General features: G+C 62.8%; 20 protein-coding genes. 8 read left to right on the top strand and 12 right to left on the bottom strand.

Features of this window, described 5'->3' with window-relative positions:
- The 5 genes from EBS11_RS25380 to EBS11_RS25360 all read left to right on the top strand — a co-directional run.
- A partial coding sequence (locus tag EBS11_RS25380) for a YDG domain-containing protein (RefSeq protein WP_290607735.1) occupies window positions 1-2,544 on the top strand: 2,544 nt, incomplete at its 5' end.
- A 4-nt stretch (window positions 2,545-2,548) separates the two neighbouring features.
- Window positions 2,549-3,268 carry a FecR domain-containing protein gene (locus EBS11_RS25375; protein WP_290607733.1) on the top strand — a complete coding sequence of 240 codons (720 nt, stop codon included), beginning with the start codon at window positions 2,549-2,551 and terminating at the stop codon, window positions 3,266-3,268.
- Between the two features lie 106 nt (window positions 3,269-3,374).
- Window positions 3,375-5,795, top strand: coding sequence for a heavy metal translocating P-type ATPase (locus tag EBS11_RS25370; protein ID WP_290607731.1), 2,421 nt, complete (start codon window positions 3,375-3,377; stop codon window positions 5,793-5,795).
- Between the two features lies 1 nt (window position 5,796).
- On the top strand, window positions 5,797-6,216 hold the full coding sequence (cueR, locus tag EBS11_RS25365) for a Cu(I)-responsive transcriptional regulator (RefSeq protein ID WP_290607729.1): 420 nt from the start codon (window positions 5,797-5,799) through the stop codon (window positions 6,214-6,216).
- A gap of 20 nt (window positions 6,217-6,236) precedes the next feature.
- The gene (locus EBS11_RS25360) at window positions 6,237-6,965 is read left to right on the top strand and encodes a glutathione S-transferase (protein WP_290607727.1); all 729 of its coding nucleotides are present in this window, start codon (window positions 6,237-6,239) and stop codon (window positions 6,963-6,965) included.
- A 51-nt stretch (window positions 6,966-7,016) separates the two neighbouring features.
- Here the strand turns inward: EBS11_RS25360 and EBS11_RS25355 are convergent, their stop codons facing one another.
- The 3 genes from EBS11_RS25355 to yidD all read right to left on the bottom strand — a co-directional run bounded on the left by EBS11_RS25355 (window position 7,017) and on the right by yidD (window position 8,951).
- Window positions 7,017-7,217, bottom strand: coding sequence for a heavy-metal-associated domain-containing protein (locus EBS11_RS25355; protein WP_290607725.1), 201 nt, complete (start codon window positions 7,215-7,217; stop codon window positions 7,017-7,019).
- 83 nt (window positions 7,218-7,300) lie between these two features.
- A complete protein-coding gene (locus EBS11_RS25350) occupies window positions 7,301-8,242 on the bottom strand; it encodes a bestrophin family protein (RefSeq protein WP_290607723.1) in 942 nt (313 codons plus the stop codon).
- Between the two features lie 268 nt (window positions 8,243-8,510).
- Entirely contained in the window at window positions 8,511-8,951 is a 441-nt protein-coding gene (yidD, locus tag EBS11_RS25345) for a membrane protein insertion efficiency factor YidD (RefSeq protein WP_290607737.1), read from the bottom strand.
- A 221-nt stretch (window positions 8,952-9,172) separates the two neighbouring features.
- Here yidD and EBS11_RS25340 point away from each other — a divergent pair, with 221 nt between their 5' ends.
- Window positions 9,173-10,540, top strand: coding sequence for an NAD-dependent succinate-semialdehyde dehydrogenase (locus EBS11_RS25340; RefSeq protein ID WP_290607721.1), 1,368 nt, complete (start codon window positions 9,173-9,175; stop codon window positions 10,538-10,540).
- Window positions 10,541-10,691: 151 nt separating this feature from the next.
- Here the strand turns inward: EBS11_RS25340 and EBS11_RS25335 are convergent, their stop codons facing one another.
- From EBS11_RS25335 to EBS11_RS25295, 9 genes are all read right to left on the bottom strand, one after another.
- Window positions 10,692-12,503: a PhoH family protein gene (locus EBS11_RS25335; protein WP_290607719.1), complete on the bottom strand. Its 1,812-nt coding sequence runs from the start codon at window positions 12,501-12,503 to the stop codon at window positions 10,692-10,694.
- 290 nt (window positions 12,504-12,793) lie between these two features.
- On the bottom strand, window positions 12,794-13,264 hold the full coding sequence (locus EBS11_RS25330) for a peroxiredoxin (protein ID WP_290607717.1): 471 nt from the start codon (window positions 13,262-13,264) through the stop codon (window positions 12,794-12,796).
- A 74-nt stretch (window positions 13,265-13,338) separates the two neighbouring features.
- On the bottom strand, window positions 13,339-14,298 hold the full coding sequence (locus EBS11_RS25325; RefSeq protein WP_290607715.1) for a xylanase: 960 nt from the start codon (window positions 14,296-14,298) through the stop codon (window positions 13,339-13,341).
- On the bottom strand, window positions 14,298-15,350 hold the full coding sequence (locus EBS11_RS25320; RefSeq protein ID WP_290607713.1) for a bifunctional UDP-4-keto-pentose/UDP-xylose synthase: 1,053 nt from the start codon (window positions 15,348-15,350) through the stop codon (window positions 14,298-14,300). The genes EBS11_RS25325 and EBS11_RS25320 overlap by 1 nt, the downstream gene beginning before the upstream one ends.
- A 22-nt stretch (window positions 15,351-15,372) precedes the next feature.
- Window positions 15,373-16,290: a formyltransferase gene (locus EBS11_RS25315; RefSeq protein WP_290607711.1), complete on the bottom strand. Its 918-nt coding sequence runs from the start codon at window positions 16,288-16,290 to the stop codon at window positions 15,373-15,375.
- Complete coding sequence (locus EBS11_RS25310; protein WP_290607709.1) at window positions 16,290-17,285, bottom strand: glycosyltransferase; 996 nt, start codon at window positions 17,283-17,285, stop codon at window positions 16,290-16,292. Before EBS11_RS25310 ends, EBS11_RS25315 begins: the two co-directional genes overlap by 1 nt.
- A gap of 11 nt (window positions 17,286-17,296) precedes the next feature.
- Window positions 17,297-18,433 (bottom strand): DegT/DnrJ/EryC1/StrS aminotransferase family protein, encoded by a 1,137-nt coding sequence (locus tag EBS11_RS25305; protein WP_290607707.1) that lies wholly within the window; start codon window positions 18,431-18,433, stop codon window positions 17,297-17,299.
- 203 nt (window positions 18,434-18,636) lie between these two features.
- Window positions 18,637-20,310, bottom strand: coding sequence for a glycosyltransferase family 39 protein (locus tag EBS11_RS25300; protein WP_290607705.1), 1,674 nt, complete (start codon window positions 20,308-20,310; stop codon window positions 18,637-18,639).
- Window positions 20,307-20,699 carry an Mth938-like domain-containing protein gene (locus EBS11_RS25295; protein ID WP_290607703.1) on the bottom strand — a complete coding sequence of 131 codons (393 nt, stop codon included), beginning with the start codon at window positions 20,697-20,699 and terminating at the stop codon, window positions 20,307-20,309. Before EBS11_RS25295 ends, EBS11_RS25300 begins: the two co-directional genes overlap by 4 nt.
- A gap of 419 nt (window positions 20,700-21,118) precedes the next feature.
- Between EBS11_RS25295 and EBS11_RS25290 the strand changes: the two genes are divergently transcribed.
- Both EBS11_RS25290 and EBS11_RS25285 read left to right on the top strand, forming a co-directional pair.
- On the top strand, window positions 21,119-22,348 hold the full coding sequence (locus EBS11_RS25290; RefSeq protein WP_152256881.1) for a pyridoxal phosphate-dependent aminotransferase: 1,230 nt from the start codon (window positions 21,119-21,121) through the stop codon (window positions 22,346-22,348).
- 74 nt (window positions 22,349-22,422) lie between these two features.
- Window positions 22,423-23,745, top strand: coding sequence for a homoserine dehydrogenase (locus tag EBS11_RS25285; protein WP_290607701.1), 1,323 nt, complete (start codon window positions 22,423-22,425; stop codon window positions 23,743-23,745).
- Window positions 23,746-23,787 lie beyond the last annotated feature (42 nt).

Raw genomic sequence — 23,787 nt, 5'->3', positions numbered from 1 at the left:
TTCGGCGACGACCGCATCGCCGGCGACACCCTGACGGTGGCGGGCGGTGCGGCCTTTGGCGACAAGAATGCGGGTACTGGCAAGACCGTGAATGTATCGAATGTTGCGTTGGCTGGTCTCGACGCAGGCAACTACGTGCTGAATGCCAATACCGGCAGCACAACGGCCGACATCGCCGCGCGCACGCTGAATGTGAGCTTGAGCGGGGTCAACAAGACCTATGACGGTACGACGGGAGCAGTCGTCCACTTTGGCGATGACAGGATCGCTGGCGATACGCTGACGGTGGCGGGCAGTGCGGCGTTTAGCGACAAGAATGCGGGTACAGGCAAGACCGTCAACGTATCGAACGTTGCGTTGGGCGGACTCGATGCGGGCAATTACGTGCTGAATGCCAATACTGGCAGCACGACGGCCGACATCGCCGCGCGCACGCTGAACGTGAGCTTGAGCGGCGTCAACAAGACCTATGACGGTACCGTTGCCGCCGGCGTGACGTTCGGCGACGACCGCATCGCCGGCGATACGCTGACGGTGGCGGGCAGTGCGGCGTTTGGCGACAAGAATGCGGGCGCTGGCAAGACCGTCAATGTATCGAATGTTGCGCTGGCTGGCCTCGATGCGGGTAACTACGTGTTGAGCGCCAACACCGGCAGCACCACCGCCGATATCGCCGCACGGGCATTGCACCTGTCCGGCGTGGTCGGCAACAAGGTTTACGACGGCATGACGGGAGCGCAGGTGGTGCTGGGCGATGACCGCGTTGCCGGCGACAGCTTGACGGCCTCTGCCGTCGCAAATTTCTCCGACAAGAATGTGGGGACAGGCAAGGCCGTCAACCTGACTGGCGCCGCACTGGCGGGGGCCGATGCGGCGAATTACTTTATCGTCTTGCCGACGGGCTTGCTGGCCAGCATCACGCCAGCCAGCCTGACCCTGGGTGGCGTGAGTGCCGCCGGCAAGGTGTACGACGGCAGCACCAGCGCCACCGTCAGCGCGACGGCGACGGGCATCCTGGGACAGGATGTGGTCAGCGTGGTGGGCGGCAGCGGCAGCTTTGCCGACAAGAATGCGGGCGTCGGCAAGGTGGTGACGGCCAGCGGATTCCGCCTGGCGGGCGCCGACGCGGGCAACTACACGCTCGACACCACGGGCGGTACGGCACAGGCAACGATTGCGCAGAAGCAAATGTCCACCTGGGTCGGCAACGGCGGCGGCTTGTGGAGCGACGCGGCCAACTGGGATGGCGGCGTGGTGCCGGAAGGCGCGAACGTGCTGGCCGTCGATTTTTCCAACAGCAGTGGCGTCATCACCTACAACGCGGCGGCAGGCAATACCATCCTGAAAAACATCAACTCGGCATCGGGCTTGTTGTTGACGGGGGGCAGCCTGACCCTGGGTGAAAGCGTGCTGGACCGTTCCGTGCTGAGTGGACTGGCGGGCCTGGAAATCAGCGGCGGCAGTCTGCTGCTGAACGGCAGCCTGTCGTCCGGCCGCTATGCGCAAAACGGTGGTGTGCTGAGCGGTACGGGTAACTTGCTCGTTGCCAACAGCTTCAGCCAGGTGGCTGGCGCCATCCGCCTGGCGGGCCAGTTGTCCATCACGCAAGCGAGCGGCGACCTGCGCTTCGCCAGTCTGGCGGCGAACGAGGTGCGTTTGAATGCCCTGGCCGGCGCCATCGGCCAGGACGGCGCGCTGGTCGCCGGCAGCCTGACGGCGCAGGCACAGAACGGCATCGTGCTGGGCAATGCGGGCAACCAGGTGGGGAGTTTTAGCGCCAGCAATAGCGCGGGCGGCGGCATCGTGCTGAACAATACCTCGGCGCCGGGTCAGTTGACCCTGGGCACGCTCGTCACGGGGGCAGGCAATATCGCCATCGACAACACGGGTGGTATCGCGGCCGGCGATATCAATGCGAACGGCGGCAATGTGACCTTGACGGCGCACAGCCCCGTCACCGTGGGCGGCAAGCTCCAGGGCAACACTATCGCGCTTAATGCCAGCACGGACGTGGTGCTGGGCGATGGCGCACAGCTGGCTGCGGCACGCGACGTCAGCCTGGTGGCGGGGGGCGACATCCGTCTCGAAGGCAATGCCAAGGTTGTCGGCGGCGGCAATTTCAGCGCCAGCGCGGGCGCCAACGTGCGCTTTGCGGACACGGCAAGTGTCACCCTGCCGGCGGCGGCCGGCATGAACGTGCTGGCGAAAGCGGGCAGCATCACGGGCGCACCGGGCGTGCGCATCAACCGCCAGCGCGCGGGCGTGACCCTGCTGGCGCCGAATGGCGCGGTGAGCATGGCGGACGCCATCTTCCTGCCAGCGACGACCGTCGACAAGCCCGTCATCGATGCCGGCGCCAGCGCTGCGATCACTGATAGCTTGCGCATCATCAAGCAGGCCGACCGGGCCAACGATCCGCTCGCAGCGCCGCCACCGGCCAAGCCGGATGACAAGAAGACGGACAGCAAGGAAGTTGCCGATGCTACAGATAAACCAACGGGATACAAATTCGATGATGCCGCTAAAAAAATGTACTGCAATTAAGGCCTTGTTGTGGCTGGTCCTGACGTGCCTGGGTGCGCACGCCTGGGCCGGACAGGTGGCGGGCACGGTAATGCAGCTGAGTGGCCCCCTGATGGCCAGGAAGGCCGATGGCAAGGTGAAAATCCTGGCCGTCAAGTCCGAGGTCGAACAGGGCGACACCTTGCTGACGGAAAAGGAAACCTATGCCTTGATCAAGCTCATCGACAATAGCGAAATCACCCTGAAGCCGAATACCAGTTTCGTGATCGAGCAATTTGCCTACACGGCCGAGCAGCCCGATGGCGACCACGCCATCTTCAGCCTGCTCAAGGGCGGCTTGCGTTCGGTCACGGGCTTGCTGGGCAAGCGCAACAAGGAGCGTTTCGAAATGAAGACGCCGGCCGCCACCATCGGCATCCGTGGCACGACGTTTGTTGCCACTTATGAACCTTCCTCGGCGCCGTCGCTGCCTACTGCGCAGGCACCAAGCGGTGCGGCGAGGGCGCCGGGCCTGTATGTGCAGGTGCTCGATGGCCTGATTCATGTCACCAATCCAGCGGGGACGCAAAATTTTGCCGCCGGCCAGTTCGGCTTTACGCCCAGCGTCCAGCAGCCGCCCGTGTTCCTGCCGGCCAATCCCGGCATGCAGTTCACGCCGCCGCCGGCCTTCACGCCGTCGACATTGGGCGGGCCCGGTGCGACCGCCCCCGGCAAGGCGGCCGCCATCGATTGCGTGGTACGCTGAAGATGTCAATCAGGCAAGCCCCGCACGCGACAAATAGGGCTTGACCTTCCCATCGTTGGATAGCAGATCCTGTACCTATCAGTCACTCTTTCGTACAGGATCTGCCATGCACCAGACCGCACTTGCTCCCGACACTACCACCGCCGCCACCCATGCGCAGGCGCTGGCCATCGAAGGCATGAGCTGTGCCTCCTGCGTGGGCCGGGTGGAAAAAGCCCTGGCCGCCGTGCCCGGCGTGACCGCTGCCAGCGTCAACCTGGCTACTGAAATGGCCAGGGTCAGCTCGGCCACGCCGATTCCCCTGGGCACCTTGCAGGCGGCCGTGGAAAAGGCCGGCTACACGGTGGCGCAGCGCGAACTCGATCTCAACATCGCCGGCATGACGTGCGCCTCGTGCGTGGGCCGGGTGGAAAAAGCCTTGCTGAAGGTGCCGGGCGTGCTGGCCGCCAGCGTCAACCTGGCCACGGAAAGTGCGCGCGTCAAGGTGACGGGCGAGGTCGATGCGGCTACCCTCATCGCTGCCATCGACAAGGCTGGCTATGAAGCAAAAGTGCCGGCCGCCAGCCAGGCCAGCGCGCCCGCCGTGCAGCCCGACCGCGACGGCCTGAAAGTGGCGCTGGCCGCCATCCTCGCCTTTCCCCTGATGCTGCCCATGCTGCTCGAATGGGCCGGTCTCCATTTGATGCTGCCGGGCTGGCTGCAGTTCGCGCTGGCGACCCCCGTGCAATTCTACTTTGGCGCGCGCTTCTACAAGGCGGGCTGGAAGGCGGCGCGCGCCGGCAGCGGCAACATGGACCTGCTGGTGGCGCTGGGGACCAGTGCCGCGTATGGCCTGTCCGTCTACCAGTGGCTGACGGCGGGCGAGGTGCTGCCGCATCTGTATTTCGAGGCATCGGCCGTCGTCATCACCCTCGTGCTGCTGGGCAAATGGCTGGAAAGCCGCGCCAAGCGCCAGACGGCCTCGGCCATCCGCGCGCTGCAGGTGCTGCGTCCGGAATCGGCCCGCGTGCGCCGCGATGGCGTCGAGATCGACTTGCCCGTGGAACAGGTCAAAGTGGGCGACCTGGTGGTGATCCGCCCCGGCGAGCGGGTGGCCGTCGATGGCGTGGTGGTGGAAGGCGCCAGCCAGATCAATGAATCCTTGATCACGGGTGAAAGCTTGCCGGTCGATAAGCATCCGGGCGACAAGGTGACGGGCGGAGCCATCAATGCGGATGGCTTGCTGCTGGTGCGCACGCAAGCCGTGGGCGGCGAGACGACCCTGTCGCGCATCATCCGCCTGGTAGAAGACGCGCAGGCGGCCAAGGCGCCCATCCAGCACCTGGTGGACAAGGTCAGCGCCATTTTCGTGCCCGTGGTGCTGGTGCTGGCGCTGCTGACCATGCTGGGATGGTGGTTCGCCACGGGCGAGCTGGAAAACGCCATCATCAATGCCGTGGCCGTGCTGGTCATCGCCTGTCCCTGTGCGCTGGGCCTGGCCACGCCGACGGCCATCATGGCCGGCACGGGCGTGGCTGCCCGTTACGGCATCCTGATCAAGGATGCGGAAGCGCTGGAAGTGGCGCACGCCGTGACCACCGTCGTGTTCGACAAGACGGGCACCCTGACGGTGGGCAAACCCGCCCTGGCGGCCCTGCATGTGCACGGCATCGAGGAAACGCGGCTGCTGCAGCTGGCGGCCAGCATCCAGCGCGGCAGCGAGCACAGCCTGGCGACGGCCGTGCTGGACGCAGCCGGCGCGCGCCATATCGAGCCCTTGCCCGCCACGGCCCTGTCGGCCTTGCCGGGCCGCGGCCTGGCGGCCCATGTCGATGGCCTGGACTTGAAACTGGGCAGCACGCGGCTGATGCAGGAGCAGGGCGTGGACATGGCGCCCTTGGCGGCCATGGCCCTGGCCCTGGAAAACACGGGCAACACGATTTCCTGGCTGGCCTCGGGCACACAGCTGCTGGGCCTGTTCGCCTTCAGCGACCAGGTCAAGCCGAATGCGCAGGCGGCGATTACCCATCTGCACACCTTGGGTATCCGCACGGTGATGTTGACGGGTGACAACCAGGGCAGCGCCGACGCCGTCGGTACCTTGCTGGGCATCGACACGGTGGTGGCGAAAATGCTGCCGGGCGATAAAACCGCTAAAATTGTTGCGCTGAAAGGCGAAGGCGCGAAGGTCGCCATGGTGGGCGACGGCATCAACGATGCGCCCGCGCTGGCGGCCGCCGACGTGGGCATCGCCATGTCGACGGGCACGGATGTGGCCATGCATGCGGCCGGCATTACCCTGATGCGCGGCGATCCGGCCCTGGTGGCGGACGCCATCGATATCTCGCGCCGCACCTACAGCAAGATACGGCAGAATCTGTTCTGGGCATTTATTTACAATATGATCGGCATTCCGCTGGCCGCCTTCGGCTTGCTCAACCCCATGGTGGCGGGCGCGGCGATGGCCTTCAGTTCCGTCAGCGTGATCAGCAATGCCCTGTTGCTGCGCCGCTGGACAGCCCGCAGTGCGCTTACCAAGGAGTCATAGGATGAATATCGGACAGGCAGCCAGTGAAACGGGCGTGTCGGCAAAAATGATACGCTACTACGAAAGCATTTCCCTGTTAAAACCCAGCGCGCGTAGCGACGCGGGCTACCGCATCTACACGCTGAACGACTTGCATGCCTTGCGCTTCATCAAGCGCGGGCGGGGGCTGGGTTTTTCGCTGGAACAGATACGCGAATTGCTGTCGCTGTGGCAAAACGATCAGCGCGCCAGCGCGGACGTGAAGGGCATCGCCCTGGCGCATGTCGCCGAGCTCAACAAGCGTATCGCGGAATTGACGGAGATGCGCGATACCCTGGCCCACCTGGCGCAATCGTGCCACGGCGACGACAAGCCCGATTGCCCCATCCTGCAAAGCCTGGGGCTGGCCAGCGAGCCGGACGCGAAAGCATGTTGCCATTGAGGTAAATCAAAGGAGCCGCCATGGCCTATGAACTGTACTACTGGCCCACGATCCAGGGGCGCGGCGAATTCATCCGCCTGGCGCTGGAAGAGGCGGGCGCCGAGTACCGCGATATCGCCCGTTTGCCCGCCCGTAAGGGGCACGGCATGCCCGCCATGCTGGTTTGCCTCGACGGCGACAGCACGCCGCACGCGGCGTACGCGCCGCCCGTGCTGCGTGATGGCGAACTGCTGATCGGCCAGACGCCGAACATCCTGCTGTACCTGGGCCGCCGCCTGGGCCTGGCGCCGCGCGCGGAAAGCGGGCGCCTGTGGCTGAACCAGCTGCAGCTGACGATGGCCGACTGGCTGACGGAAGTGCACGACACCCACCATCCCCTGTCGATGAACCAGTATTACGCAGAGCAAAAGCAGGCGGCCATGCTGCGCAGCGCGGATTTCCGCGCCACGCGCCTGCCCAAGTTTCTGGATTATTTTACGCAAGTCTTGCTGCAGAATGGCAGCCGCGGCCACTACCTGGTGGGCGCGAAACTCACGTATGGCGACTTGTCGCTGTTCCAGATGCTGGCCGGCCTGCGCTATGCGTTTCCGCAAGCCATGGCGCGCCTGGCGCCCGCCTATCCGGCCCTGTACGCGCTGCACGATGCCGTGGCCGCGCGGCCGAATATCGCCCGCTACCTGCAGTCGAAGCGCAGGATCGCCTTCAATGAAGAAGGCATCTTCCGCCACTACCCTGAACTCGACGGGTAAACAAAAAAACAGCCGGCGCAATGGCCGGCTGTCTGGTGGACGCTGCTGCGCTTACTGCGCGCTGGTCACGGGGTAGCCCGCTTCCACGATGGCGGCGCTGATGGTGCCCAGTGCGGCGGACGATTCCACCTTGACGCTCTTGCTGGCCAGGTCGATCTGCACCTGGGCGGCGGGGTCGATGCCTTGCACCGCTTTCGTGACCGAGCCGACGCAATGGCCGCAGCTCATGTTTTCAACCTGTAACTGATACATGGCAAGCACTCCTTGAATGATTAAGTGCTTCCACTGTAATCCTTGCCCCGATGGGAAGGTCAAGCGGAAGCGTCACGGGCACATCAATTGAGCATGAAATCGACGGCTTGCATGGGCGGTGGCACATTGTCGTCCTGCAAGGAGTCGCGCAGATTGATCTCGATGGCGCGGCACATGGCCGACAGCGGCAAGTCGTTGGCGTCTTCGCCGAACGGCTCCTCGATCTCGTCGCCCAGCGCATCGAGGCCAAAGAAGGTATAGGCGACGATGGCGACGACGAAGGGGGTCATGAAGCCGAGCGAATCGACGAGACCGAAAGGCAGCAGGAAACAGTACAGATACGCCGTGCGGTGCAGCAGCAGCGAATACGAGAAGGGAATCGGCGTGCTGCGGATGCGTTCGCACGACGCACCCGCGCCTACCATGGCCGAGATCGTGTTATCGATCTGCGCGGCCAGGATGCTGTCGATGCGGCCCTGCTGGACGCAGCTGGCCAGGTCATGGCCCATCTGCAGCATCAGGTAATCGGACGGGTTGCCGGCCTTGCAGGCCGCTTCCCATTCTGCGGGGCGCAGCAGCGGCTGCAGGTCGGCCGGGCCGCGCGTGTCGCGCAGCTGGTGGCGCAGCGCATGGCAAAAGGCGATGGTGCGGTAAATCATGCGTACGCGCACATCGTCGAGGCCCAGCTTCGCGTGCGCCAGGGTGTCGCTGCGTATCATGGTCTGGCACTGGCGCGAGAAGTTGCGGCTGCGCAAAACGAGTTCGCCCCACAATTTGCGCGCTTCCCAGTAGCGGTCGTAGGCGGCCGTATTGCGGAAACCCAGGAAGATGGCCAGCGGCAGGCCGATCAGGGTAAACGGGATGGTGGTGAGGATGACCTTGTGGTCGAACAGCGTGCCATGGCACCACGTGACGAGCGTGGCGATCAGGGTATTGACGATGAGGGTAGTGCGGATGCGGGGCAGGACGGAGCCGCGTACCACCAGGAACAGCCGTAGCGCCGAAGGACGCTCGCGCACGATCATGATGTGCTCCCTGTCGGGTATCGGGCTGGCGATGGCTGCCGTGCCCTGTTCTTGTTATGGAAAAACCATTGCGTGGAATGGCAGAGTGGCAAGTGCCGGGAACAAAAAGCCCGCTGTGTACGCGGGCTGAGCTGGGTGTGCATGGGAAGCAGAGTAGGGGAGACGGCATGAGTATAGGCCGCCGTTCCGCTTCCGGCCAATTCACAGTGATAATGGGGATTATTCATTTTATGAATGAATATTTCATTTGTAAGTTAATGCGTGAATTTCAGTTGCCGGGTTCCCGTCCCTGCCGGATTTTCCTGCGGTGTTCCTCCTGCTGCCGTTTCAATGCGGCACTGGCTGTGTAGTCGTTGCGGAACCACCCCGGATGCTTGTTGCGGCGCGGCCAGTTGCAGTCGGCCAGGCTGGCGATGTCGGCGCAGTCGCAGGCACAGTCGCCGCAATCGGCGACGGGCAGGTCGCAATGTCCCGCCTGTGCCCGGTAGCGCGCGCTGCGCCCCCTCGCATGCAGGGCCTGGTGCTGGCGGTGCCGCTCGCCGCAGGCGTGCAGGCGGCGCTGCAACAAGGGCAGGCCCACGCGCAACCCATGCCGCTCGATCACGCGGTAGCCATAGGCGGAACAGCTGTCGCGTCCCGCGAGCACGCGGTAGGCACACGTAAAGCCTTTCCATGGTGACAAATAGCGCTGGTAAGCACGGATGCCCAGCAGCAGCGCGGCGGCGAGCGCAGTGGCGCGTCGGGTCCTAGGCCTGGAAGTGATCGTTATCCCCTTGTTTTACTAGATGAACAAGCATACTGCGCCCTATGCTGCAGAGCAACTGCTATGTCGCTCGCTATGTTCGTCCCCGAACTGTCGCCTTTCTTCCCGCTGGCCATACTGTCCAACTACCCCATGCAATCCCGGGGTACCACGACCAAGGAAATCAGATGAGCTATCAGACCACGAATCCCTACAGCGAACAGACCGGACAGACTTTTGCGCCACATAGCGATGCGCAGATGGAAACCATCCTGGCCACGGCGGCCACGACCTTTGAAAACGACTGGCGCCGGCGCAGCTTTGCCGGGCGCAAGGCCGTCGTGCAGCAGGCGGCGGCCCTGCTGAAGGAGCAGCGCGATGCCTTTGCCAAGCTGATCACCCTGGAAATGGGCAAGCTCTTCAAGGAAGCGCAGCAGGAAGTCTCGCTGTGCGTGAAAATTCTCGATTACTACGCCGATAACGCCGAGCAATTCCTGGCGCCCAAGCAACTCGACGTCAAGCGCGGCGAGGCCGTGGTGGAAATCGCGCCGCTGGGCGTCATCTTCTGCGTCGAGCCGTGGAATTTCCCGTATTACCAGCTGGCCAGGGTGGCGGGACCGAACCTGATGGCAGGCAATACCCTCGTGGTCAAGCATGCGTCCAACGTGCCCCAGTGCGCGCTGGCTTTTGAACAGCTGTTCCGCGACGCGGGGGCGCCGGCAGGCGCCTACACCAATGCCTTCTTTTCCAGCGAACAAGTGGCCACGGCCATTGCCGACGCGCGCGTGCAGGGCGTGGCGCTGACGGGCAGCGAGCGGGCCGGCGCTTCCGTGGCGGCCACGGCGGGCAAGGCCCTGAAAAAAACCACGATGGAACTGGGCGGCAGCGACGCCTTCATCGTGCTCGACGACGCCGACATGGACCTGGCCGTCAAGCTGGCCGTCATCGGCCGCATCCAGAACGCGGGCCAGGTGTGCGATGGCTCGAAACGCTTCATCGTGCTCGACAGCGTTGCCGACGTCTTCCTTGAACGTTTCCAGGCGGAACTGGCGAAATTGCAGCCAGGCGACCCCATGGATGCCGATACGACCCTGGCGCCCTTGTCCAGCCAGGCCGCGCTGGAGCTGGCGGTCAAGCAAATCGGCCAGGCCGTGGAAGGGGGCGCCAAGGTGCTGCTGGGCGGCAAGCGCATCGCGCGCCAGGGCTATTTCCTGCAGCCGACCATCCTGACGGACGTGGCGCCGTCCAACCCCGTGTATTACCAGGAATTCTTCGCCCCCGTCGCCATGATTTTCCGTGTCAAGGACGAGAACGAGGCGATCACCCTGGCGAATGACTCGCCGTTCGGCCTGGGCGGCACCATCATCACGGCCGACGTGGCGCGCGGCAAGCGCCTGGCCAGCCAGATCGAGACGGGCATGGTCTTCATCAACTCGCCCGCCATCACGGCGCCGGACCTGCCGTTCGGCGGCGTGAAGCACTCGGGCTACGGCCGCGAACTGTCGGACCTGGGCATCATGGAATTCGTCAACCGCAAGCTGGTGCTGGTCGGCTGACGGGGGTGGCCGGATGCAGCGGCCGGGCTGAAGGAGGGACGTGGCATTAAAACATGTCGTTAGGAAAACGTGAACATGAAAAAAAGCCCCGACTGCATCGCTGCAGGCGGGGCTTTTTAATGTCGAGGCGGCTGGCGCCGCCCGGGAATGCTTACAGCACTTCGCTGGCGTGGTCGGCCAGGCGCGAACGCTCGCCGCGGGCCAGGGTGACGTGGCCGCTATGCGACCAGCCCTTGAAGCGGTCGACGACGTAGGTCAGGCCGCTGGAGCCTTCCGTCAGGTACGGTGTGTCGATCTGTGCGATGTTGCCCAGGCACAGGATCTTCGTGCCGGGACCGGCGCGCGTGACGAGGGTCTTGACCTGTTTCGGCGTCAAGTTTTGCGCTTCATCAATGATGAGGAACTTGTTGACGAAGGTGCGGCCGCGCATGAAGTTGAGCGACTTGATCTTGATGCGCGAGCGGATCAGGTCTTGCGTTGCCGCACGGCCCCATTCGCCGCCATCCGAGTCGGACTTGTTCAGCACTTCCAGGTTGTCGTCGAAGGCGCCCATCCATGGCGACATCTTTTCTTCTTCCGTGCCTGGCAGGAAACCGATGTCTTCGCCGACGGGCACCGTCACGCGGGTGACGATGATTTCGTTGTAGAGCTTGGTTTCCAGCACTTGCGCCAGGCCGGCGGCCAGGGCCAGCAGGGTCTTGCCGGTACCGGCCTGGCCCAGCAGGGTGACGAAGTCGCATTCCGGGTTCATCAGCAGGTTCAGGGCGAAGTTCTGCTCGCGGTTGCGCGCCGTCACGCCCCACACATTGTTCTTCGTGTGGCTGAAGTCGCGCAGGGTTTGCAGCACGGCCGTCTTGCCGTTGATCTGTTTCACCTGGCCATAGAATGGCGCTTCGCCGTTTTTCGGTTCCAGGTAGATGAACTGGTTCACCAGCATCGATGGCACGAACGGACCCGTCACGCGGTAGAACGTGGAGCTGTAGCCGTTTTTGCTTTCCTGCCAGGATTCCATGTCCTTGCCGTGCTTGTTCCAGAAGTCGTCCGGCAGCTGCACGATGCCCGAGTACAGCAAGTCCGTGTCTTCCAGCACATGGTCATTGAAGTAATCTTCGGCCGGCAAGCCCAGGGCACGCGCCTTGATGCGCATGTTGATGTCCTTCGACACCAGCACGACGGGGCGGCCATCCTGTTCCGCTTCCAGTGAACGCACGACGGCGAGGATCTGGTTGTCGGCCTTGCCGACTGGCAAACCTGCCGGCAGGTCGGCGCTTTGCAGGCGCGTCTGGAAGAACAGGCGGCCCTTGGCATCCTTGTTGCCCAGCTTGGACAGGGGAATGCCGTGCTCGATGGCGTCGTCATCCGTGTTGCTGATGAGGGCGTCCAGGGTGCGCGACACCTGGCGGGCGTTGCGCGCCACTTCCGTCATGCCCTTCTTGTGGTTGTCCAGCTCTTCCAGCGTCATCATCGGCAGGTACACATCGTGTTCCTCGAAGCGGAACAGCGACGATGGATCGTGCATCAGCACGTTGGTGTCGAGCACGAACAGCTTCGACAGGCCGCGCTGGTCGGCGGCGCGGCTGACGGAGGACTTGAGCTGCACTTCGACGGCCTTGTGCTTGGCCGGGTGTGGCTGCTCGGCCTGTTTGACGGACTTGATCGGCGTGACCTTGCCTTTCGCCGCCGGCTTGGCCTTGGCGGCAGGCGCCGGTGCAGCCGCAGGTGCGGCAGCCACGGGCGCCGGGGCGGGCGCCGGCTTGGCGACCATCAGGGCCGCCACTTGCTTGATCTTCGTGGCCGCATTGCGGACCGGCTTGGCAACTTCGGCGATCGCCGCTTCAATGATCGGTGCAGCCACTTTCTTGGCTGCCGGGGTTTTCGTGGCCGGGCGCGCTGCGCCTGCGGTTGGGTAATCTTGGGTGGCCAGGATGGTGGCTGGCTTGCTCGGTAATTTTGGCAGTGGCATCAGGATCTCAATCAAAAAATTTCTGGAATGAATCGCCCATGGGCAGCCAGCTTCTGGCGGCACTTCTCATGGGGTGGATGCGGGGGAACAACAATGCTACAGGACGAGAAACTGCCGGAAGGCCGGCAGCATGGCCGGTCGTGGACGCCATCGGCGGGCTGGTGGCCCGCCTGGCGCAGTGGGTGGAGGCGCTTCGTTGACTCAAAATGGCGATAGGTACCGTGAACTGAACTGCGGTTGAACTAAGCTCGCTGGAAGCCGGCAACGCGCATGTGATCCACACACAGAGATCATTTCAGATGCGCTACGAATTCCAGCACTTCTTCCACGTGAGTTGCGACCTTCACGCCTCTCCATTCTTTCACCAATCGGCCCTGGGCGTCAATCACAAACGTGCTGCGCTCGATGCCGCGGACGGTCTTGCCGTACATCTGTTTCATCTTCATGACGTTAAACAGCTGGCAAACGGCTTCGTCGGGGTCGGAAATCAGTTCGAACGGCAGTTCCAGCTTGGCCTTGAAGCTTTCGTGCGAGCGCAGGGAATCGCGGCTGATGCCGTAGATTTCCACGCCGGCGGCGACGAATTGCGGATAAGCGTCGCGGAAGGCGATGTTTTCAGTCGTGCAGCCTGGGGTATTGTCCTTCGGATAAAAAAACAAGACCGTGGCCTTGGCCGGGCGGCCCAGTAACTGGAAGGTCTTGCCGCTGGTCATTGCAGCGGTAAAGTCGGGTATGCTAACGAGGGATTGGCTATCAGCCACAGGTTCTCTCCTGAACGGTGATCATCAGCGCTGTTTTTAACCTGGCAACGCATCCAGGTGCAACAATACAGCATTCAGGCCGCTTTGCCCTGCACAATCAGGCGCCCGGAACGCCCTGGCAATTCATCCCAGGTAATGGGGCAAATGGGCAGGTCGGCATTCTTTATCTTTTCATAATAGTCGCCCATCGACGCGAACTGGTAGCCCTGGGCTTTCCAGCCAGCCAGCAGTTGCTCGAAAATGGGGGCGAGTTTCTGTCCTTCAAGTTCCGCATGCAAGGTATACACATGATCGCGGGGATTATCCGCCGTCAGTGACAAGATATGCGCGGCAACATTGCCGGTTGTGATCAGTTTACCGTCGATTTCACAGCCCAGCAGCTCGTCGAGGGTGGGCAGGGTGGTGGGCAATTGCACGCATTGCAGGATGGTGTTGCCATTGCGCACGCGATGCGGGCCATTGCCCGGATGCACCATGGCGCCACGCTCGTCGAGCATGGCGCGGCCATCGGACGCAAAGCGGTAGCCGGCCGTGTCATGCTCGACAAAGGCGCTGACATTCATTTGCCAGCCGGCCGCGCCGTGGGTGTGCGGCCGGGTGCCGAACACCTGCTCGTAGCGGCTGGCCGCCTTGCGCATCATGTTGATGGTCCAGGCGCTGTTGCGCTTGGCCACGTTGTCTTGCCAAAGGGTGTGATCCCAGGTGTGGATGCCGCACTCGAAACCGGCATCGCGCACGGCGCGCAATTGCGCCGCACACTGCTTGCCGATGTCGGGTCCCGGCAGCAACGTGCCGTACATCAATGTCTTCAAGCCATAGTGTTCGACCACGGAAGTGCGCGACACCTTGCTGAAAAAGCCGGGCCGCAAGGCACGCCGCAGGGCCCAGCCCGTATGGTCGGGCCCCAGCGAGAACAAAAAAGTGGCGTTGGCCTGGTGCGCCAGCAACATGCGCACCAGATTGCCCATACCTTCGCGGGTCCCGCGATAGGTATCGACGTCGATCTTCAGGGTCAGGAACGGCTTGCTCAACATTAATCCATCAGGGCTTTGGCTTGGGCTACCTGGCTGCGGTAGGCGTCGAAAATGTTGCGCAGGGAATCGGCCATGGACGTGCTTGGCGCCCAGCCCAGTTCTTCGCAGGTATTCGTGATTTTCGGCACGCGGTTCTGCACGTCCTGGTAGCCGGCGCCGTAGTAGGCGCCCGAGGTCGTTTCCACGATTTTCACGTGTTTCGCGCCTTCGGCGTATTCCGGGTATTCGGCGGCCAGGGTCAGCATCATGCCGGCCAGGTCGCGGATGGAATAGTTATTGGTCGGATTGCCAATGTTGTAGATCTTGCCGCTGGCGACGCCGTTCTTGTTGGCGATGATGCGGATCAGCGCATCGATGCCGTCGTCGATGTAGGTGAACGCGCGTTTCTGCGCGCCGCCGTCCACCAGCGAGATGTTTTCGCCGCGCACGATATGGCCGAAGAATTGCGTCACGACGCGCGACGAGCCTTCTTTCGGCGTGTGGATCGAATCCAGGCCGGCGCCGATCCAGTTGAACGGGCGGAACAGGGTGAAGTTCAGGCCTTCCATGCCGTAGCCCCAGATCACGCGGTCCATCAGCTGCTTGGCGTTCGAGTAGATCCAGCGCGGCTTGTTGATCGGGCCGCAGATCAGTTCCGAGTTTTCCGGGTCGAATTCCTCGTCGTGGCACATGCCGTACACTTCCGACGTCGACGGGAAGACCAGGTGTTTGCCGTACTTGGCCGCCGAGCGCACGATAGGCAGGTTGGCTTCGAAGTCCAGCTCAAACACGCGCAGCGGCTGCTTGACGTAGGTCGATGGCGTGGCGATGGCCACCAGGGGCAGGATCACGTCGCATTTCTTGACGTGGTATTCGACCCATTCCTTGTTGATCGTGATGTCGCCTTCGAAGAAGTGCATGCGCGACTTGTAGTTCTCGTCGTCCAGCAATTCCGTGATGCGGTCCGTGTTCATGTCCATGCCGTAGACATGCCAGTCGGTGGTTTCCAGGATGCGCTTGGACAGGTGGTGGCCGATGAAGCCGTTGACGCCTAAGATGAGGACTTTTTTCATGTGAGATTCTCGAGTGTAATATTCAATGTGTGCTGACGCGGGTGGTCAGTCTTTCTTGCAATTGCTTGGCCGAAATTGTCTCCTCACCGGCCTTGAGTGCGGAAATGGCCAGCATGCGGCCGTCACCGCAGACGCCAAAGATGCAATTATCCACTACGGCCAAGCCCGGTGGCAAACTTCCCGCTGAATGCTTGCTTAAACGGGCTTTTTCGATGATGTAAACGACATTATTGACTTCGGTAAACGCACCCGGATACGGCGGTGCGACGGCCCGGTGCAGGTTGTACACCTGTTGCGCGGGTAACTTCCAGTCGATGCGGCCGTCTTCCGGCTTGCGCCCACCAAAGTAGCCGCCCTGGCGCAAATCGTTCGGCTGGCGCGGTGCCGTGCCGTCCAGCAATGCCGGCAGCACGCCCCACAGAGTTTGCTCTGCAGCAACTGTCACCTTGCCGAAGACTTCAAACGCCGTGTCGTCGGGCAGGATGGGCACGGCCGTCTGCGCCACGATGGCGCCGGCGTCCGGCTTGACGGTCATTTCATGCAAGGTGGCGCCCGTTTCCGTGGCGCCATGCAGCACGGCCCAGTTGACGGGCGCGCGGCCGCGGAACTGCGGCAGCAGCGAGCCGTGCATATTGTAGGCGGGCGCGACTTCCAAGATGCTAGCCGGCAACATGTGACGGTAGTAAAAACTGAACAGCATGTCCGGTTTGGCCGCCTGGACCTGCGCCAGCAGTTCGGGCGCGCGGGCATCGCCCGGCGTGATGCAGGGGATGCCTTCTTCCTGGCACAGGCTGGCGACGGACTCGAACCACAGGTTTTCCGTCGGGCTGTCTTCGTGCGTGACGACGAGGGCGATATCGACGCCGCCTGCCAGCAGCACCTTGATGCAGCGCACGCCGACGTTGTGGTAGCCGAAGACGACGGCGCGTGGCGCGCCCATCAGCGGCTCACCTGGCGCTTTTCCAGGCGCACGTACGGCTGCGCCTCGGCTTCGGCCTGCGTCATGCCGTCCTGCAAGATGGTTTGCACCACGTAGCGGGGACGGGCGCGCACTTGCTGGAAGATGCGTCCCACGTATTCGCCCACCAGGCCGATGCCGAACAGGATCACGCCCATGAAGAAGAAGGCGATGGCGAACAGGGTGAACACGCCTTCGGCTTCCGCGCCCAGCAGGAAGCGGCGTACCAGCAGGAAGACCACCAGTAATGCCGAGCCCAGCGACAGCGCCATTCCCAGCATGGAAAAGATTTGCAGGGGAATCAGTGAAAAGCCCGTGACCAGGTCGAAATTCAGGCGGATCAGGCTGTACAGCGAGTATTTCGATTCGCCGGCCGCCCGTTCCTCGTGTTCGACGATGATTTCTGTCGGCTTGCGGGCAAAGGTGTAGGCCAGCGCCGGCACGAAGGTATTGACTTCGGCGCACTGGTTGACGAGGTCGATCACGTTGCGGCCATACGCGCGCAGCATGTTGCCCTGGTCGGTGATCTTGATATTCGTGATTTTTTCGCGCAGGCGGTTCATCATCTTCGAGGCCAGCGTGCGCCAGGCGGAATCTTGCCGCTTGCGCCGGATCGATCCCACATAATCGTAGCCTTCGCGCATCTTCGCCACCAGGTTGCCGATTTCCTCGGGCGGATTCTGCAGGTCGGCGTCGAGCGTGATCATGATCTGCCCGCGCGATGCCTCGAAGCCGGCCAGGATGGCCATGTGCTGGCCATAATTGCCGTTGAACAAGATCACGCGCGTGACGTCGGGGCGCTGGCGGAACTGCTCGGCCAGGATGGCGACCGAGTTGTCGCGGCTGCCATCGTTGACGAAGAGGATTTCATAGCTGGTCTGCAGGGCATCGAGGGCCGGATACAGACGGGCGAACAGGCTGGCCAGGCCATCCTGTTCGTTGTAAATCGGAATAATAATGGACAGTTCAGGTTTCATCGGCGCGCTGCTCACTTGATGAGAATGGATTTGACGGTGGCGACGGCACGTTCCACGTCCTGTTTCGTCATGGCGTAGAACATGGGCAAGGTCACGGTCAGGCGGCCGATCTTTTCCGAGACGGGGAACATGCCTTCGGTAAAGCCGCGTTCGCGGTACATGGTAAACAAGTGGATCGGTGCGTAATGATAGCCCGTTCCCACGTTCTGCTGCGCCATCTGCTGCATGAACGTGGCGCGCGTGCCGGGTCCATTGTCGGGCAGGATGATCTGGAACAAATGCCAGTTGCTGTTTTCAAAGTCCTGCACGGGCAGCTGGGCGCCGCTGGCCGCCTCGAAATCGCTGCCGAACTGCTCAAAATAATGGCGTGCCAGGGCGCGGCGGTGGGCCGTGATGGCCTCGATATTGGCGAACTGGCCCAGGCCGATGGCGGCCATGATGTCGCTCATGTTGTACTTGCCACCGAGCACATCGACGTCGATGCCGTCGACGCCGCTGCGCGTGACGCCCTGCAGCCGGTATTTCTCGGCCAGCTTCGCCTCTTCCAGGTTGTTCAGGACCAGCGCGCCGCCTTCGCCCGTGGTGATGTTCTTGTTGGCCTGGAAGCTGAACGAGACGAAATCGCCAAACGAACCGATGCGCTTGCCCTTCCATTCGGAGCCGAAGGCTTGCGCCGCGTCTTCCACGACCCTTAAGTTGTGCTTTGCAGCAATCGCGTACAGGCGGTCCATGTCGACAGGCAAGCCCGACAGGTAGACGGGGATGATGGCTTTCGTACGTGGCGTGATGGCCGCTTCCAGCTTGTCGAGGTCGATATTGCGCGTGACGGGATCGATATCGGCGAACACGGGCGTGGCACCCACTTCGATGATGACGTTGGCCGTCGCGACCCACGACACGGGCGTGGTGATGACTTCGTCACCGGGACCGATGCCGGCGATGCGCAGCGCGATTTCCATGGTGCACGTGCCCGAATTGAAGGTGCGCACGGGGCGTCCGCCGAAGTATTCGGACAGCTGGGCTTCGAAGGCTTGCACTTTCGGTCCGCTGGTGATCCAGCCGGAGCGCAGCACGTCGCCGACGGCGGCGATGGTCGCTTCATCGATGGTGGGTTTGGAAAAAGGCAAAAAGGGCAGGGTAGAGGTCATGGGCACTTTTCTTGGGTAAATTTGTGTCAGTGGTTCGGCGTCGCACAGGCCGCCAGCGCGATCGAAGTCCGCTAGCAGGCATGGCTATTTTATAGCGTTAATAGGGCGGCGCAGCCGGTTCAGCGGGAAAATCCTTCTGAGGCGGGGGCGGGGCAGGCTGGCCGGGGGCGCGAGCGGTTTCGCCTCGCGCCCTTGCAACATATTTATTGATTGGCAATGACCATGCGGCGCGCGTCTTCGGCGACCACGCGCATGGGGACGCCACGTTGCTGCAGTTCCTTGTAACGGTCCCGGCTGATGATGGCCACGTCGCGCACGCCGGCGTTGGCATCGTTGGTCCATTGCGTGATGAACGGCTCGATGGTGGGCATGGACAGTTCGGGCTGCTGCTTCAGGCCAAACGTGAATTCATCCCAGTAATCGACGAGGATGACGGGCCGCTGCAGGTAATACGTCAGCGACTGTTCATAGATGCCGACCGAATAGAGCTTGGTGTCGGGCTTCAGCTCGGCCTGGATCTGCGGCAGCATGTCGGTGCCGGCACGGTTCTGGCCATACAGTTCGGAGCCGGCCAGGATGCAGTGCGTGGCCAGGAAGCCGGCGCCGGCGATGGTCAGCACGGTCATGTCGCGGCGCAGCTGGCGCGCATGCAGCAAGGCCAGGGCGCCGCCGGCCAGGGCGAAGAAACCGGCCGCCATCAGCCAGGGCTGGTAGCCTTTCAGGGCGATCAAGGCGGCCGGATCGCGGGCGCTGGCCTTGCCGAAGGCAATCGGGCCGCCGATCAGGATGGCCGCGCCCAGCACGCACAGCAGGCTGGCGGCCAGCATGCGCTGGCGGCGCGATGCCGATTCCAGGAACAGGGCGATCAGCAGGGCCAGGGCCGGGAAGATGGGCACGATGTAGCCGGGCAGCTTCGACGTCGAATAGCTGAAGAAGAAGAAGATGAACACGGCCCAGATCAGCAGCATCAGGCGGGGCTGGAAGGCGCCGTCCTGGCGCTTGAAGGCGGCGGCGATGCTTTGCGGCAGCACGCCGATCCACGGCAGGATGCCGGGGATGAGCAGCACCAGGAAGTAGTACCAGGCGCCTTCGCGCTTGTGGCCCTTCATCAGGAAACGCTGGAAATGCTCGTGGACGAAGAAGAAATACGGCTGCTCGGGATTGCGCAGGGCGACGAGCACGAACCATGGCGTGGCGATGGCGAAGAACAGCAGCAGGCCCTTGACCAGGTGCAAGCGCGTCCAGATGCGCCAGTCGCGCGCAAACAGCGAGTACAGCACCAGCACGGCGCCCGGCAGCACGATGCCGATCAGGCCCTTGGCCAGCACGGCCAGCGCCATGCCTGCCCAGCATACCAGCATCCAGTTGCGCCGTTCGGTGACTGTCGCTTCGTCGCGCTGGGCCACCAGCAGGCTGGCCAGGGTAATCGTCATCATGCCCGACAGGCCCATGTCCAGCGAATTGATCTGGCCGGAAGCGAGCCAGAACAGGCTCGATGCCAGCACCAGGCCCGCATACAGTCCCACGCGGGGACCGAAGACTTTCTTGCCAGCAAATGCCGTCATGCACACGCCGATGATGCCGCACAGGCCCGTCCACAGGCGGGCTTGCCACTCGCCCAGGCCGAAGGCGGCGAAGGTCAGCGCATTCATCCACGTTTGCAGCGGCGGCTTTTCAAAGTATTTGATGCCGTTCAGGCGCGTGGTGATCCAGTCGCCCGTGACGAACATCTCGCGCGCCATCTCGGCATAGCGGCCTTCATCGGGCGGCACCAGGGTGCGCACGCCCAGCGCATACAGGGTCACGACGATGAAGATGCCCAGCAGTGACCACATCAGCACGCGCGAGGCGTGCAGTTCGTTGACGTTGATTTTCATGCAGCGCTGCCCGCGCCAGGCGTCAGGATCAGGGCCAGGGTGACTTTGCGGCCTTCGCCCATGAGGATGTTGTAGGTGCGGCAGGCGGCCTGGCTATCCATGCATTCGACGCCGATGCGGCGCATGGTCAGCGCGGCCGTCAGTTTCGGATGCACGAAGCGCTGGCGCTCGCCCGTGCCGAGGATGACGACGTCGGGGGCGTCGGCCAGGATCTGCGCGAAATGCGCCTCGCTCAACTGCTCGAAACTGGCCACGTCCCAGGCGCGCGGTGGCGCTTCCGGCATGACGATCAGGCTATAGTTGTAGGGCTGGGCATTGATCTCCACGCCATTTTCATCGTAGCCTGTAACGGTTTGGTATTGTTGGGTGATGCTGGCATGAAGTTTCATGGCGATGTCGGGGCTGGTCGTGTCGGTTGATCGGTGCGCGCGCCGTCCGGATGTGCGCTGCGGCCAAGGGCGTAAGCATGCCATAAATGACAGAAAAGAGCGACTGAAAAGCAACATCCTTTCCAATTTGCAATCTCTTGCCAGTCTTTATCGCAACAGTGACAGGCGGCACTTGCCATAGTAGTAGGCAAAGATTAAGAGAAGATGAAGAGCGCCCGGCGGGAAAATGGCCCGCAGGCGGGGGCGCGTGGCATAAACGGCGCGAAATGCTGCAATTTGCCATGTTTAATTTGATAAAATGGCCTGCTTTCGGCGAGAATGGTTGTTTTCGCATTGCAGTCTCACGGGTTCATAGTTCTGGCGCGGCTTTCATGCTGCAAGCGTAGGCCGTCCGCGCCGCATCACGACAGGGATTTATTTTGCGACCGATTCAGAAATCGAATAAATTGGCGGACGTCTGCTACGACATCCGCGGCCCGGTCCTGGAAAAATCCAGGCAAATGGAAGAAGAAGGCCACAAGATCACCAAGCTCAATATCGGCAACCTGGCCGTATTCGGCTTCGACCCGCCGGACGAGATCGTGCGCGACATGATGCTCAACCTGCAAAATGCCGCCGGTTACACGGATTCGAAGGGCATGTTCGCGCCGCGCAAGGCCGTCATGCACTACACGCAGGGCAAGAACATCGCCGGCGTGACCATCGATGACATCTACCTGGGCAATGGCGCCTCGGAACTGATCGTCATGTCGATGAATGCCCTGCTCAACAGCGGCGACGAGGTGCTGGTGCCGGCGCCCGACTATCCGCTGTGGACGGCTGCCGTCAGCCTGTCCGGCGGCAACCCGGTGCATTACGTGTGCGACGAGCAGAACGAGTGGTATCCCGACATCGAGGACATGCGCCGCAAGATCACGCCGCACACGAAAGCCATCGTCGTTATCAACCCGAACAACCCGACGGGCGCGCTGTACCCGGTGTCCGTGCTGCTGCAGATCGTCGAACTGGCGCGCCAGCACCAGCTGATCATTTTCGCCGACGAAATCTACGACAAGGTGCTGTACGACGAGGCCGAGCACGTGTCGATCGCCTCGCTGGCCGACGACGTGCTGTTCATTACCATGAATGGCTTGTCGAAAAATTACCGCTCCTGCGGCTACCGTTCCGGCTGGATGGTGGTGTCGGGTGAAAAGCGGCACGCCAAGGATTACATCGAGGGCCTCAACATGCTGGCCTCGATGCGGCTATGCGCCAACGCACCGGGGCAATTTGCCATCCAGACGGCGCTTGGCGGCTACCAGAGCATACAAGACCTGGTGGGGCCGGGCGGGCGCCTGTTGAAACAGCGCGACCTGGCGCACAAGCTGCTGACCGATATTCCGGGCGTCACCTGTGTCAAGCCGAAGGCTGCGCTGTACATGTTCCCGCGCCTGGACCCGGAGATCTACCCGATCGCCGACGACCAGCAGTTTGCCTATGAATTACTGGCCGAAGCGAAGGTCCTGATCGTGCAGGGCACGGGCTTCAACTGGATCGCGCCCGACCACTTCCGCGTCGTCTTCCTGCCCAATTCCGATGACCTGACCGAGGCCATGGGACGCATCGCGCGCTTCCTCGAAGGCTACCGCAAGCGTCACAGCCGGGGCTGAGCCGGCCAGCAGCAATCTCGATCAACCTGGCGCCGCCTGTTGCGGCGCCACTTAATGAGCAGTCAAGCACACCTATGAAATCCATCAAGATCGGCCTGCTGGGCCTGGGCAATGTCGGTTTCGGCACGTTCAGCGTCCTGCAGCGCAACCAGGAAGAAATCAAGCGCCGCGCGGGCCGCGGCATTGAAGTCGTCGCCGTCGCCGTGCGCGACGTGGCGCGCGCCGAGGCGCTCGTCGCCGGCGCCTGCAAGGTCGTCAACGACCCGTCCCTCATCGTCAACGATCCCGAGATCGACATCGTCGTCGAACTGATCGGCGGCTACGACCTGTCGAAAACCCTGGTCATGCAGGCCATCGCCAACGGCAAGCACGTGGTCACGGCCAACAAGGCGCTGCTGGCCGTGCACGGCAACGAAATCTTTGCCGCCGCCCAGGACAAGGGCGTGATGGTGGCCTTCGAGGCGGCCGTCGCCGGCGGCATCCCCATCATCAAGGCGCTGCGCGAAGGCTTGACGGCCAACCGCATCGAATGGATCGCCGGCATCATCAACGGCACCACCAATTTCATCCTGTCCGAGATGCGCGACAAGGGGCTGGACTTTGCCACCGTGCTGAAACAGGCGCAGGAACTGGGCTACGCGGAAGCCGACCCCACCTTCGATATCGAAGGCGTCGATGCCGCGCACAAGGCCACCATCATGTCGGCCATCGCCTTCGGCATCCCGGTGCAGTTCGACAAGGCCTATGTGGAAGGCATCAGCAACCTCAATGCCGTCGACATCCGCTACGCCGAGCAGCTGGGCTACCGCATCAAGCTGCTGGGCATCACCAAGCGCACCACCGTCAACGGCGTGGAAGGCATCGAACTGCGCGTGCATCCGACCCTGATCCCGGCCAAGCGCCTGATCGCCAACGTGGAAGGCGCCATGAACGCGGTGCTGGTGCACGGCGACGCCGTCGGCGCCAGCCTGTACTCGGGCCGCGGCGCGGGCGCCGAGCCGACCGCTTCGTCGGTGATCGCCGACCTGGTCGACATCACCCGCCTGGCCACGGCCGACCCGGAGCACCGCGTGCCGCATCTGGCCTTCCAGCCGAACGCCATGACCAACATCGAGATTTTGCCGATGTCGGAAATCACCACCAGCTACTACCTGCGCATGCACGTGGCCGACCAGCCGGGCGTGCTGGCCGACCTGACGCGCATCCTGGCCGAGCGCGGCATCTCGATCGACGCCATGCTGCAAAAGGAGCCGGCCGAGGGCGAGACGCATACGGACATCATCATGCTGACGCACCAGACGCAGGAAAAGAACGTCACGGCCGCCATCGGGAAGATGGAAGCCTTGAACAGCGTGGTGGGCACGGTCACCAAGATCCGCCTGGAAAATCTCAGCTGACAGGGTTCAGCGATCCATGCAAAACGGCGCCCGCGGGCGCCG

The organism is Janthinobacterium sp. (assembly GCF_009923995.1).
Taxonomy (GTDB): domain Bacteria; phylum Pseudomonadota; class Gammaproteobacteria; order Burkholderiales; family Burkholderiaceae_D; genus Janthinobacterium.
The sequence above is the reverse complement of the archived record's forward strand: the minus strand, read 5'-3'. Positions and strand labels throughout refer to the sequence as shown.